General features: G+C 70.0%; 6 protein-coding genes. 5 read left to right on the forward strand and 1 reads right to left on the reverse strand.

The window, feature by feature from the left end:
• From BUF17_RS12825 to BUF17_RS12845, 5 genes are all read left to right on the forward strand, one after another.
• Positions 1-7,669 (forward strand): autotransporter-associated beta strand repeat-containing protein (locus BUF17_RS12825; RefSeq protein ID WP_175563694.1); only part of this gene is annotated, 7,669 nt, incomplete at its 5' end.
• Between the two features lie 435 nt (positions 7,670-8,104).
• Positions 8,105-9,499: an aminotransferase-like domain-containing protein gene (locus BUF17_RS12830; RefSeq protein WP_073629331.1), complete on the forward strand. Its 1,395-nt coding sequence runs from the start codon at positions 8,105-8,107 to the stop codon at positions 9,497-9,499.
• 479 nt (positions 9,500-9,978) lie between these two features.
• Positions 9,979-11,418, forward strand: coding sequence for a cytochrome ubiquinol oxidase subunit I (locus BUF17_RS12835; protein ID WP_073629333.1), 1,440 nt, complete (start codon positions 9,979-9,981; stop codon positions 11,416-11,418).
• A gap of 11 nt (positions 11,419-11,429) precedes the next feature.
• Complete coding sequence (gene cydB / locus BUF17_RS12840; protein ID WP_073629335.1) at positions 11,430-12,440, forward strand: cytochrome d ubiquinol oxidase subunit II; 1,011 nt, start codon at positions 11,430-11,432, stop codon at positions 12,438-12,440.
• 65 nt (positions 12,441-12,505) lie between these two features.
• Positions 12,506-12,661, forward strand: a complete 156-nt coding sequence (locus tag BUF17_RS12845; protein WP_073629337.1) for a DUF2474 domain-containing protein — start codon at positions 12,506-12,508, stop codon at positions 12,659-12,661.
• A gap of 191 nt (positions 12,662-12,852) precedes the next feature.
• On the opposite strand, the gene yghU is transcribed toward BUF17_RS12845, so the two are convergent.
• Positions 12,853-13,728, reverse strand: coding sequence for a glutathione-dependent disulfide-bond oxidoreductase (yghU, locus tag BUF17_RS12850; protein ID WP_073629339.1), 876 nt, complete (start codon positions 13,726-13,728; stop codon positions 12,853-12,855).
• Between the last annotated feature and the right edge of the window lie 55 nt (positions 13,729-13,783).

The following is a 13,783-nucleotide window of genomic DNA, read 5'->3' on the forward strand; positions in this document are numbered from 1 at the left end:
CACGCCCTCCACCGGCACCACGCTCACCCTGTCGGGCGTGATCTCCGGCTCCGGCGGCCTCACCAAGACCGGCGCCGGCACGCTCGTCCTCACCGCAACCAACACCTATACCGGCGGCACCACGGTCTCGGCCGGCACGCTGCAGGTTTCCGGGAGCCTCGCCGGCACAGCGTCGGTTGGCTCAGGCGCGACGCTCGGCGGCGCGGGTTCGATCACCGGCAGCGTGACGCTGGCCTCCGGCGCCACCCTCGCGCCCGGCGTCGCCGGTACGCCCGGCATCCTGTCCACCGGCAGCCTCACGGTGGGCTCCGGCGCCATCCTGGCCTTCGACCTCGCCCAGCCCGATGCGCCTTCCAGCACCCTCAACGACCGCATCTCCGTCACCGGCGACCTGACGCTCGCGGGCGGGCTGGTGACCGTGAACGGCGGCGGCACCTTCCAGGCCGGCAGCTACCGCCTCATCGATTATACCGGCACGCTCAGCCTCACCGGGTCGGGCCTGACCCTTTCGGGCGTGCCCTCTTCCCTGGCTTCGAGCGTGATCCAGACGGCGGTGGCGGGGCAGATCAACCTCATCGCCGTGGTGGACGGTGTCTCCACCCAATGGTGGAACGGCGCCGGCACGGCCGGCAGCGGCACCATCACCGGCGGCGACGGCAGTTGGACGACGACGGCGACCAACTGGTCCAACGTCAACGGGACGATCGCGTCGAGCTGGATCGCGGGCGGGCTCGCCATCTTCACCGGTACCGCCGGCACGGTCACGCTCGGCACGGCGGAGAGCGCCAGCGGCCTGCAGTTCGCGGTGACGGATTACGTGCTGGACGGCACCGGAACGCTGTCTCTGGTGACGCAGGCTGGTGGCGGCGCGCCCTTCGTGCAGGTTGACAGCGGCACGGCCACCCTCGGCGTGACCCTTGATGGCACGGCCGGCCTCACCAAGACCGGGGCGGGCACGCTCGTTCTCTCCGGGACGAACACCTATACCGGCGGCACGACCGTTTCGGCCGGCACGCTGCAGGTCTCGGCCGATGCCAATCTGGGCGGCACCGGCGGGCTCACCCTCAATGGCGGCACGCTCTCCACCACCGCCACCTTCAGCTCCACGCGCACGGTGGCGCTCGCGAGCGCCAGCACGATCACGCCCTCCACCGGCACCACGCTCACCCTCTCCGGCGTCATCTCCGGTTCCGGCGGCCTCACCAAGACCGGCGCCGGCACGCTCGTGCTCTCCGGGACGAACACCTATAGCGGCGGCACCACCGTCTCGGCGGGCACGTTGCAGATCGGCGGCGGTGGCACCTCGGGCAGCATCGCCGGGGACGTGGCGAACAACGGAGCGCTCGTCTTCAACCGCTCCGACGCGACCACCTTCGCGGGCGTCATCTCCGGCACCGGCGCGCTGACGCAGGCGGGCGCCGGCACGCTGACGCTGTCGGGCACCAACACCTATACTGGCGGCACGACCGTTTCGGCCGGCACGCTGCGGGTGTCTTCTGACGCGAACCTCGGCGATGCCTCGGGTGGCCTGACGCTCTCCGGCGGCACGCTGGCGACGACGGCGGACATGGCGTCGGCCCGGGCGGTCGCGCTGTCCGCTGATGGGACGTTCAGCCCGGCGACGGGCATGAACCTGACGCTGTCTGGCGTCATCTCCGGCTCCGGCAGCCTCACCAAGACCGGCGCCGGCACGCTCGTTCTCTCCGGCACCAACACCTATAGCGGCGGCACCACGGTCTCGGCCGGCACCCTGCAGATCGGCAACGGTGGCACCTCGGGCAGCATCGCCGGGAACGTGGCGAACAACGGAGCGCTCGTCTTCAACCGCTCCGACGCGACCACCTTCGCGGGCGTCATCTCCGGCACGGGCGCGCTGACGCAGGCGGGCGCCGGCACGCTGACGCTATCGGGTACCAACACCTATACCGGCGGCACCACGGTCTCGGCCGGCACGCTTCAGGTCTCCGCCGACGCCAATCTCGGCGGCACCGGCGGTCTGACCCTCAGTGGCGGCACGCTCGCCACCACCGACACCTTCACCTCCGCCCGGACCGTGGCGCTCGCGAGCGCCAGCACGATCACGCCCTCCACCGGCACCACGCTCACCCTGTCGGGCGTGATCTCCGGCTCCGGCGGCCTCACCAAGACCGGCGCTGGCACGCTCGTCCTCACCGGCACCAACACCTATACCGGCGGCACCACGGTCTCGGCCGGCACGCTTCAGGTCTCGGCCGACGCCAATCTGGGCGGCACCGGCGGGCTCACCCTCAGTGGCGGCACGCTCGCCACCACCGCCACCTTCACCTCCGCCCGGACCGTCGCCCTTTCCGGCAGCAGCACCCTCTCCGCGGCCGATGCCACAACGCTCACCCTGTCGGGCGTGATCTCCGGCTCCGGCGGCCTCACCAAGACCGGCGCCGGCACGCTCGTCCTTTCGGGCACCAACACTTATACCGGCGGCACCACGGTCTCGGCCGGCACGCTGCAGATCGGCGCCGGCGGCACGTCGGGCTCGCTTGTGGGCGCGATCGCGAACACTGGAACGGTTGCGTTCAACCGCTCGGACGACGTCACGGCTGCCGGGGCGATCACCGGCTCGGGCGCCCTCGTGCAGCAGGGATCGGGCACGCTCACTTTGGCCGGCGCGAACAGCGCCGCCGCGGGCACGACCGTTGCTGCGGGCACGCTGGAAATCCTCGGGGGCGTGACGCTGGCGAGCAACATCCTCGTCCAGTCCGGCGGGACGCTGCAGGGCGCCACCGACGGTGGGGCCGGCGGCGGCGTCACCGGAAGCGTGACCGTGCAGGACGGCGGCACGCTACGCGCCGCGCCGGGGCTCGCGGCGGGCGCCTATGGCCTGTCCATGACCAGCCTCACCCTCTCCAGCAGTTCGAACCTCGATGTGGCGCTGGGCACGGCGGCAGGCAGCGGCGCGTTCTCCACCGGCACGCTGACGCTGGATGGTGTGCTGAACGTCACCAATGCCGGCACTATGGCGCTGGGCGTGTACCGGATCATCGACTACACGACCCTGACGGCCGACAACGGGCTCACGCTCGGCTCCACCCCGACGGGCTTTAGCTACGAGATCCAGCAGGCGCCGGGCGCGGTGAACCTCGCCGTCCTGAACAGCAACATGCTGTACTGGAACGGCACCACCACCACGCCGGACGGAACCCTGCATGGCGGCAGCGGAATCTGGACGGCCAACCCCTCCGATACCAACTGGCTCACCGCTCCGTTGAACCAGTCGGTGGCATGGAACGGCGGGTTTGCCGTGTTCGCCGGCACCGCCGGGGCCGTGGCCGTCTCGGGCCCGGTCTCCACGACCGGGCTCCAGTTCATGGTCGGCGGCTATTCCGTCTCGGACGGCACGATCACGCTGGCCGCCACCTCGGGACAGACCCAGGTCCGTGTCGGCGACGGCACGCTGACGGGGGCCGCGTATACGGCCAGCATCGACTCCGTTCTGGAGGGCGCGACCGGCCTCGAAAAGACCGACCTCGGCACGCTGGTCCTGACCGGCGGTAACACCTATACGGGCGGCACCACCGTCACGCAGGGCCGCCTCCAGATTGGCAACGGCGGAAGCACCGGCTCCGTTCTGGGCGATGTGACGGTCGCGACAGGTGCGACGTTGGCCTTCGACCGCAGCGATGCGGTGACGTTCGATGGCAGCATCTCCGGCGCCGGTGCGCTCATCCAGGCGGGCACGGGCACGCTGACCCTCACCGGCACCAACAGCTTCACCGGCGGCACGACGATTTCGGCCGGGACGCTCCAGGTTGGCGACGGCGCCACGTCCGGCACGCTCTCCGGCGCTGTGGTCAACGCTGGCGCGCTCATTTTCGACCGCTCGGATGCGGTGACCTTCGCTGGCGCCCTCTCGGGCACCGGCAGCCTCACCCAGGCGGGCGGCGGCACACTGACGCTTTCGGGCATCAACAGCTTCACCGGCACGACAACGGTGTCCAGCGGCACCCTGTCCCTCGTGGGCGGCTCATCGCTGGCGGACGGCGCCCGCCTCACGATCGATGCCGGCGCCACGCTGTCGCTGGGCGATGCCGACGAAACCGTGGGCTCCGTCGCTGGCGCCGGCACCCTCGCCCTTGGCAGCCACGCCCTCACCGCAGGAGGCGACAACACCTCCTCGACGTTCTCCGGCGTCATCTCGGGCACCGGCAGCATCATCAAGGCGGGGACGGGCACGCTGACCCTCAGCGGCACCAACACCATCGCGGCGACCACCGTCTCCGCCGGCACCCTCGTCGCCGACGGCACCGGCGCCCTTGCAGACGCCGTCGCCGTCACGGTCGCGAGTGGCGCCGGCCTCACCCTGCAGATGGGCGCCACCAAGACCGTGGGCGCGCTCAGCGGCGGCGGCAGCGTCCGGATGAACGCCACGCAACTGGTGGTCGGCGCGGGTGGCGCCTCCTCCACCTTCTCCGGCGTGCTCTCCGGCACGGCCGGCTTCGGCAAGGTCGGCACGGGCGCCCTGACGCTGAGCGGCGCCAACACCTTCACCGGCACGACCACCGTAGGCGGCGGTACGCTGGACCTCACCGGCAGCCTCGCGGGCAGTGTGACGGTGCAGGATCAGGCCACCCTCTCCGGCACCGGCACCGTGGCACAGACCGTTCTGGTCGGGGCGGGCGGCACGCTGGGCGGCACGCAGCCCACCGGCCTCACCATGGGCGGGCTCACCCTCGCTGCGGGCGCGAACACGGACGTCACCCTCGGTGCAACCACGGGCGGCGGCGTCTTCACCGTCAACAGCGATGTGGTGCTCGACGGCACGCTGAACGTGACGCAGGCGGCGGGCTTCGGCACCGGGCTCTACCGCATCATCACCTATGGCGGCGGCCTTACCGACAACGGCATGGAGGTGGCGGCGCTGACGGGCGGGTTGGTCGGCGGGGTCCAGACCTCCGTGAAGGGCCAGGTGAACCTGGTGGTGGAGAGCGCGGGCAGCACCCTTCAGTTCTGGAACGGCACGCAAACCTCGCCGACCCAGTCGGTGCAGGGCGGCAGCGGCACATGGAGCGCGGCGGCCCAGACCAACTGGACCAATGCGTCCGGCACCATCACCGAGCGGTGGAATGGCGGCTTCGCCATCTTCCAGGGCAATGCGGGAACGGTGACCGTGGACACAGGCGCCGGCCAGGTGGCCACCACCGGCATGCAGTTTGTGACCAGCGGCTATGAGGTGACCGGCGGAACCCTGACCCTCACCGGAACGGATCCGGCCGTGATCCGGGTGGGTGACGGCACCGAGGCGGGAGCGGCCACTGTCGCCACCGTCTCCAGCGTCCTCGCCGGCACATCCGGCCTGACGAAGAGCGACCTCGGCACGTTGGTTATGACGGCGGACAATATCTATACGGGTGGCACCACCATCTCGGGCGGCACGCTGCAACTCGGCAATGGCGGAACGACCGGCTCGCTTCTGGGCGACATCGCGAACACGGGAGCCCTGGTGTTCGACCGCGCGGACACGACGAGCTTCGACGGCGTCATCTCGGGCAGCGGCAGCGTCTCGCAGATCGGCAGCGGCACCCTGACGCTTACCGGCACCAACACTTATAGCGGCGGCACCACGGTGAGTGCGGGAACCCTTCGGGTGCTCACCGCGGGAGCCCTCGGCACGGGCGCGGTCACACTCGCCCGCGGCGCGACGCTCCGGGCCGGCGACACCTTCACCCTCGGCAACGACATCGCGCTGACCAATCTGGTGTCAGCACCCGGCAATGCGGCCATAGAGGTGGACGCCGCAAAGACCCTCACGCTTTCCGGCTCGATCTCCGGCGACGGCGCGCTGGACAAGACCGGTGCGGGCACGCTGGTCCTCACCGGGACCAACACCTATACCGGCGGCACCACCATCGTCGACGGCACCCTCCAGATCGGCGACGGCGGCGTCACCGGAACCCTCACCGGCGCCATCGTCAATAACGGGTCCCTCGTCTTCAACCGCTCCGACGCCTACAGCTTCACGGGCACGATCACGGGCACGGGCACCATCACCTTCACGGGCGGCGGCACAGTGCGGCTCTCGTCGGACACCACCGCGCCCATCACCGTCGACGACACGGTGGTCAGCCTGGACCAGGGCTCGTCCTCGGCATCGACCTTCACGATCAATGCCGGCGGCGTGCTGAAGGGCACGGCGGCGATCGGCGGGCTCGTGCTCAATTCGGGCGGCAAGGTCGCCCCCGGCTACTCGCCGGGCACGCTGACGGTGAACGGCACGGTGACCTTCAATTCCGGCGCCATCTATGCCGTGGACGTGACGCCCGCCGGCGGCCATGACCTCATCGTCGCCACCGGCAATGTCACGATTTCCTCCGGCGCCAGCGTCCAGGTCAATGCTGTGCCCGGCGTCTATGCCGCCAAAAGTCAGGTGACCATCCTGACCACATCCGGAACGGTGACCGGCAGCTTCGGCTCCGTCACCTCGGATTATGCCTTCCTCGAGCCGTTGCTCAGCTATGACGCGCAGAACATCTATCTGACCCTCATCTCGAACGGGAGGGATCTGATCCAGTATGCGCAGACCCCGAACCAGGCGAATGTCGCCGTGGCGGCGCAGGCGCTGGGAGACCAGAGCCCGGTCCTTGAGGCCATCCACATGCTGCCGCAAAGCGCGGTAGCCCCGGCCTTCAACCAGCTGTCGGGCGAGGTCTACCCCTCCACGAGCACGGTCATCCAGCAGGAAAGCGTCTATCTGCGGGACGTGGTGGGCGCGCGCCTGCGCCAGTCGATGATGGGGGCCGGCGCCGATGCGATGTCCCGTGCGGCCGACGCGGCGGGGCCGGCAACCGCGGCCCTCAGCCGGGATCTGACCCCCACCTTGTGGGCGCAGGGCTATGGCGCCTGGGGCAATGCTTTCGGCAATGGCAATGCGGCCACCATCTCATCCTCCATGGGCGGCTTCTTCCTCGGCCTCGACTCGGCCATCGGCGAGACCGTCCGCGCCGGCATCATGGCGGGCTTCAGCCAGACCCAGTTCGAGGCGGATGCCCGCGGCTCCTCGGGCTCCATGGACAATTACGACGTGGGCGTCTATCTCGGCGGCCAGTTCGGCGGGCTGGGGCTGCGCGGCGGCGTCTCCTATAGCTGGCACGACATCGATGTGCAGCGGAGCATCGTCTTCCCCGGGTTCGCCGGCTCGGAGAGCGGTGGCTATGGGGTCGGCACCACCCAGCTCTTCGGCGAGGCGGCCTACCGCATGGCCTTCGGCGCCTACGATCTGGAGCCGTTCGCCGGCCTTGCCTATGTGAATGTCTCCGGCGGCTCCACCACGGAAACCGGCACCGGCGGCGCCGGCCTCGGGGTGGACGTTCAGGGCATGAGCACGCTCTACACCTCCCTCGGCGCCCGCGCTGCCACCACCTTCATGCTGGGCGGCCGTGCCCTCACGCCCAGCGTGACGCTCGGCTGGCAGCACGCCTTCGGCGACACCACGCCCACGGCGGACATGCGGTTCCTCGCAGGTTCGACACCCTTCCAGACGCAGGGTGTGCCGATTGCAGAAGACACGCTGCTGGTGGGGGCGGGGCTGTCCTATGCCCTCTCCGACCTCGCCAGCATCCAGGTGAACTATTCCGGCCAGATCGCCAGGCAGGCGAGCGAGAACGTCTTCTCGGCGCACTTCTCCCTGAGGTTCTGACCGCACGCAGCCCGTCCGCCGTGAGCTAAAGCCCACCGGCACTGCCGCGCCGCGTTCCGTGCCCCCGTGCAGTGCCATGCTCGTGCGCTGGCGTAGGGGCACGGCCGGTGCCCGGCGAGACCACCGCCGCCTATCGGGACTGGCTCGCGCGTCGCGTCAGTCCGGCTGACCGGCCCCGCGCCTGCGAAAGGCTCCAGAAGCTGCAAATCCAGGATCAGGGCCTCGTGGACGGGTTCTGGTGACGGAGTGTCGGTTCGAGTCCGACCGCCCGCACCATCGGCCGTGCGCCCGTATCGCCTCCCGCCGGTCCCCCGCCGCGCATGGCCTGACCCGTCCCGCCGTTCGTCCCCGCGTTCTTCCCCATACATCCCTTTCTCCATCGATCCATACATGCTACAGAGGTGTATGGCATTGGACCATACATTGGGGAAAGACATGTGGCAGCCGTGGCTGGTGGAGAGCGCCCGCCTGAAATATCTCGGCCTCGTCGAGGCGCTGGAGGCCGATATCCGCACCGGCCGCGTCCTGCCGGGCGACCGGCTGCCGCCTCAGCGCGCCATCGCCGAGGCGCTCGACGTCGACCTGACGACGGTGACGCGCGCCTTCAACGAGGCGCGCCGCCGCGGGCTGGTGGAGGCGCAGGCCGGCCGCGGCACCTTCATTCGCGAGGATCGCGGCGGTGGCGAGGGCGCCGCGCCGCCGCGGCCGCTGGTCGATCTCGGCATGAACATCCCGCCGCAGCCGCCGGAGGCCGATTTCCGCCGGCTCCTGTCCCAGGGCGTCGCCGGCGTGCTCGGCAGCCCGCGCGGCCTCCTCAGCCTGCACTATCAGGACAGCAGCGGCGCGGAGGCCGACCGAGCCGCTGCCGCGAACTGGCTGTCGTCCCGGCTGGGCCCGGTTTCGGCCGATCGCGTGGTGGTCGCCAGCGGGGCGCAGGGCGCGCTGTTCGCCATCTGCGCGCTCATGCTCGGCCGCGGCGATGCGGTCGCCGCCGGCGAGACCACCTATCCCGGCCTCAAGGCCGTCGCGGCGCAGCAGGGGCTGGCGCTGGTGCCGCTCGCCATGGACGAGTTCGGCCTCGTGCCCGCGGCGTTCGAGCGCGCCTGCCTCGAAGCGGCCGCATCCGGCCGGCCGCTGAAGCTGCTCTACCTGATCCCGAGCATCGACAACCCGACCACTGCCACCCTGCCGGAGGATCGCCGCCGCGCGCTGGCGGCGCTGGCGAGAACCCACGGCGTCGCCATCGTCGAGGACGATCCCTATGCGCCGCTGCTGCCCAAGCGCGCGGCGGCCCTCGCCGAATTCGCCGGCGACATCGTCTGGCACGTCGCCACCTTGTCGAAATGCGCCACGCCGGCGCTCCGCGTCGCCTATGTCGTGGCGCCCGGCGCGGCACAGGCGTCCCGGCTCGCGGGGGTGCTGCGGTCGACCACCCTGATGGCGCCGCCGCTGATGTCCGCGCTTGCCAGCCGCTGGATCGCTGACGGCACGCTCGACGGCCTCGCCACCGCGATCCGGGTGGAGAATGCCGGCCGGCAGGCCCTCGCCACGGCGATCCTCGGCGGCACGGCCTTCGCCGCCGATCCCAACGGCCATCATCTCTGGCTGCATCTGCCCGCCCACTGGCGCGCGGCGGATTTCGCCGGCCATGCCGATCGGGCCGGCGTTTCCATCGTGCCGGCCTCCGCCTTCTCCGTCGCGCCGCATCCGCCGGAAGCGGTGCGGATATCGCTCGGCGTCGCCCCGGATCGCGGCGCGCTGGAGGATGGGCTCTTGCAGCTCGCGAGCCTGATGGCGGAACCGCCGCTCGATGCACGGGCGGTCGTCTAAAGCGCTTTCCGAATCGGACGGGATCGTCCGATCGACAGGAAATCGCTCTTGATTCAAAGGCTTGGGCATATCCCGCTCAGGGCGCTTCGCGCGCGACGGGATGGGCTCCAGCCATCTCCCCGCCGCCCGCCCGCTCCGCCGGGCCGGGCTGCCGCGGGGGTGCTCCGCCGCGCGCCCGCAGCGCGGAAGCCGGAGCGCACATGCGGGAACCGGCTTCCCGGCCGGCCGGGCGTCCATCGGGCGCCGGCCGCCGGGGGCCCTTCGAAGGACGAACCGATGTCTGCGTTGATCGAAACCGCGACGGCCGGCCATTGGCCGGTGCCCCATTGGCCGGTGCCGCTCGCCCCGCAGCCGGCCGCCCGCGGTGGCACGGGCGTTCACGCGCCCGAAAGCCGGCGGCGGCCCGTTTTCACATCGCCGTTGCCCCCGCAACGCTTCGGCCCGGCCCGCGTTGCGGCCGGGGTACAGGAGGATGCGGCATGTTCGGATTGACGGCGCTGGAACTCGCCCGCATCCAGTTCGGCTTCACGGTTTCGTTCCACATCATCTTCCCGGCGATCACCATCGGGCTGGCGAGCTATCTCGTCGTGCTTGAGGGGCTGTGGCTCTGGAAGAAGAACGAGGTCTATCGCGATCTCTATCACTTCTGGACGAAGATCTTCGCGGTCAACTTCGCGATGGGCGTCGTCTCAGGTCTGGTGATGGCCTACCAGTTCGGCACCAACTGGAGCTATTTCTCGTCCTTCGCCGGCTCGGTGACCGGGCCGCTGCTCGCCTACGAGGTGCTGACGGCGTTCTTCCTCGAAGCGGGCTTCCTCGGCGTCATGCTGTTCGGCTGGAACAAGGTCGGGCCGGGCCTGCATCTGTTCGCCACCATCATGGTGGCGGTCGGCACCCTGATCTCGGCGACCTGGATTCTCGCCTCCAACAGCTGGATGCAGACGCCCCAGGGCTTCGAGATCATCGACGGCCGCGTCGTGCCGGTGGACTGGCTGAAGGTCATCTTCAACCCGTCCTTCCCCTATCGCCTGGCGCACATGACGATCGCGGCCTATCTCGCCACCGCGCTGTTCGTCGGCGCCTCCGGCGCGTGGCATCTGCTGCGCGGCCGCGATACGCCGGCGGTACGCACCATGTTCTCCATGGCGCTGTGGATGGTGCTACTGGTGGCGCCGGTCCAGATCGCGGTGGGCGACGCCCACGGCCTCAACACGCTGGAGCACCAGCCGGCGAAGATCGCCGCGATGGAAGGCCACTGGCGCAACGAGCCGGGCGCGAAGGGCGTGCCGCTGATCCTGTTCGGCTGGCCGGACATGGCGGCGGAGGAAACGCGCTACAAGATCGAGATCCCGCAGCTCGGCAGCCTGATCCTCACCCACAGCCTCGATGGCCAATATCCCGGCCTCAGCGCCTATCCGCCCGAAGACCGGCCGAACGCCACCATCGTGTTCTGGTCGTTCCGCGTGATGGTCGGGCTCGGCTTCCTGATGCTGCTGCTCGGCGTCTGGGGTGCGTGGCTCCGGTGGCGCGGCCGGCTCTATGCCTCGCCGCTGTTCCTCCGGTTCGCGACGGTGATGGGGCCGGCCGGGCTGGTCGCCATCCTCGCCGGCTGGTTCACGACGGAAATCGGCCGCCAGCCCTGGGTGGTCTACGGGGTGATGCGCACCGCCGACGCGGTCTCGAACCACTCGGCGGTGGCGCTCTCGGCCACGCTCGGCCTGTTCATCGTGATGTATTGCGCGGTGTTCGGCACCGGCATCAGCTACCTGCTCAAGCTCGTCGCCAAGGGGCCGCAGCAGGGCGAAGGCGAGGGCCACGGCCATACGCCCGTGCCCGGCGCCAACGATTACGGCCAGTCGGCGCGCCCCGCGCGGCCGCTGTCCGCCGCGCCCGACGACATCGATCCGGCGCTCGGTTGAGGAGACCGTTCATGGGCATCGATCTTCCCCTTCTCTGGGCGGTCATCATCGGCTTCGGGCTGATGATGTACGTCATCATGGATGGCTTCGATCTCGGCATCGGCCTCCTGTTCCCCTTCGTGCCCGGCCGCGACGACCGCGACGTGATGGTCAACACCGTCGCGCCGGTGTGGGATGGCAACGAGACGTGGCTGGTGCTCGGCGGCGCGGCGCTGCTCGCCGCCTTTCCGCTCGCCTATGCCGTCATCCTATCCGCGCTCTATCTGCCGCTGGTGCTCATGCTCGCCGGGCTCATCTGGCGCGGGGTCGCCTTCGAGTTCCGCTTCAAGGCGGACGAGGCCCACAAGCCGTTCTGGGACAAGGCCTTCGCCTGGGGCTCCTATATCGCCACGTTCTTCCAGGGCGTCTCGCTCGGCGCCTTCATCAACGGCTTCCCGGTGGAGAACGGCGCCTATGCCGGCGGCCTGCTCGACTGGCTCACCCCGTTCAGCCTGTTCACCGGGTTCGGGCTTCTTGTCGCCTACGCGCTGCTCGGCGCCACCTGGCTCGTGATGAAGACCGAGGGCGCGCTCCAGCGCCGGATGCGCGCGCTCGGGCGGCCGATCACCGCCGTGCTGCTCGCCACAATCGCGGCCGTCAGCCTGTGGACGCCGCTCGCCCATGCCGACGTGTCGGCGCGGTGGTTCTCGATGCCCAATCTCGCCTTCTTCGCGCCGGTTCCGGCGCTGGTGCTCATGGCGAGCGCGGCCCTCGTCCGGTCCCTCGGCCGCGACGACAGCCACGCGGCGCCGTTCGTGCTGGCGCTGGCGCTGCTGTTTCTCGGCTATACCGGGCTCGCCATCAGCCTGTGGCCCAACATCATCCCGCCGGCGGTCTCGATCTGGCAGGCCGCGGCGCCGCCCCAGAGCATGGGCTTCGCGCTGGTCGGGGCGCTGTTCATCATCCCGTTCATCCTGGCCTACACCGCGTGGTCCTATTACGTGTTCCGCGGCAAGGTGAAGGCGGGGGAGGGCTATCACTGATGAAGGCCCATCCAGTGATGACCCCGCCCGGCGTGATGAAGAGGCCCGGGGCGACGAGGCGGCCCATGGCGAGGAACGGGCGCGGCACACCGCGCCCCGGCACCCTCTGGGTGCGCCGCGTCGGCTGGCTCGTGCTGATCTGGGTTGCGAGCGTCGCCGCACTCGGCGTCGTCGCGCTGGTGTTCCGCGCGGTGATGAGCCTCGCCGGCATGACGCCCTGAGGCCGGCTCCGGCTTCCGGAGCAAAGTCCGGGCGAACCAGGGGCTCCGGTCACTGGGAGGCCGTCGGCTGCGGCCGGAAATGCGGGCGGCGAGCCGGAATGCCGCAACGGCATGCGCCCGGGCAGTGCGGCAGGGGCATGCCGCCGGCCGGAACGGGTCAGCCCCGCCGGCCAGCGGCCGCCTCGGAGGCGTCAGCCCGTCTTGCCCAGCTTGTCCTGCGTCTTCGTGGCGAAGTCGCCGGCATCGTGGCGCTCGTGAAGCTGCTCGGACGGATCGCCGTACGTGCGGTTCACCATGCGCCCGCGCTTGACGGCAGGGCGGGCGAACACCGCTTCCGCCCAGCGGCGGACGTTCTTGTAATCCTGCACCGACAGGAACTCGCCCGCATTGTAGAGCCAGCCCATCACGAGGCCGCCATACCACGGCCAGATCGCCATGTCGGCGATGGTGTAGGCGTCGCCGGCGACGAACGCGCTCTCGGCGAGCCGGCGGTCGAGCACGTCGAGCTGGCGCTTCACCTCCATCGCATAGCGGTTGATGGGGTATTCCAGCTTCGTCGGCGCATAGGCATAGAAGTGGCCGAAGCCGCCGCCGAGGAACGGCGCGGAGCCCATCTGCCAGAACAGCCAGGACAGACATTCCGCCCGGGCGGCCGGCTCGGTCGGCAGGAAGGCGCCGAACTTCTCGGCGAGATGGATCAGGATGGCACCGGATTCGAACACCCGGATCGGCTGCGGGCCGGACCGGTCCATCAGGGCGGGAATCTTGGAGTTCGGATTGACGGAGACGAAGCCGGAGCCGAACTGGTCGCCCTCGCCGATCTTGATCAGCCAGGCATCATATTCCGCGCCGCTGTGGCCGAGCTCCAGGAGCTCTTCCAGCATGATCGTGACCTTCTGGCCGTTCGGCGTCGCCAGCGAATAGAGCTGGAGCGGATGCTTGCCGACCGGCAGTTCCTTGTCGTGGGTCGGCCCGGCGATCGGCCGGTTGATGCTGGCGAACGTGCCGCCGCTCGGCTTCTCCCAGGTCCAGACCTTCGGCGGCGTGTATTCGGATGAATCGTTCATGGCCGATCGCTCCACTTCATCGTTGAACAGGCCCTTGCTTGAACAGGCCCTTGCG

Source organism: Pseudoxanthobacter soli DSM 19599 (genome assembly GCF_900148505.1).
Lineage (GTDB): Bacteria > Pseudomonadota > Alphaproteobacteria > Rhizobiales > Segnochrobactraceae > Pseudoxanthobacter > Pseudoxanthobacter soli.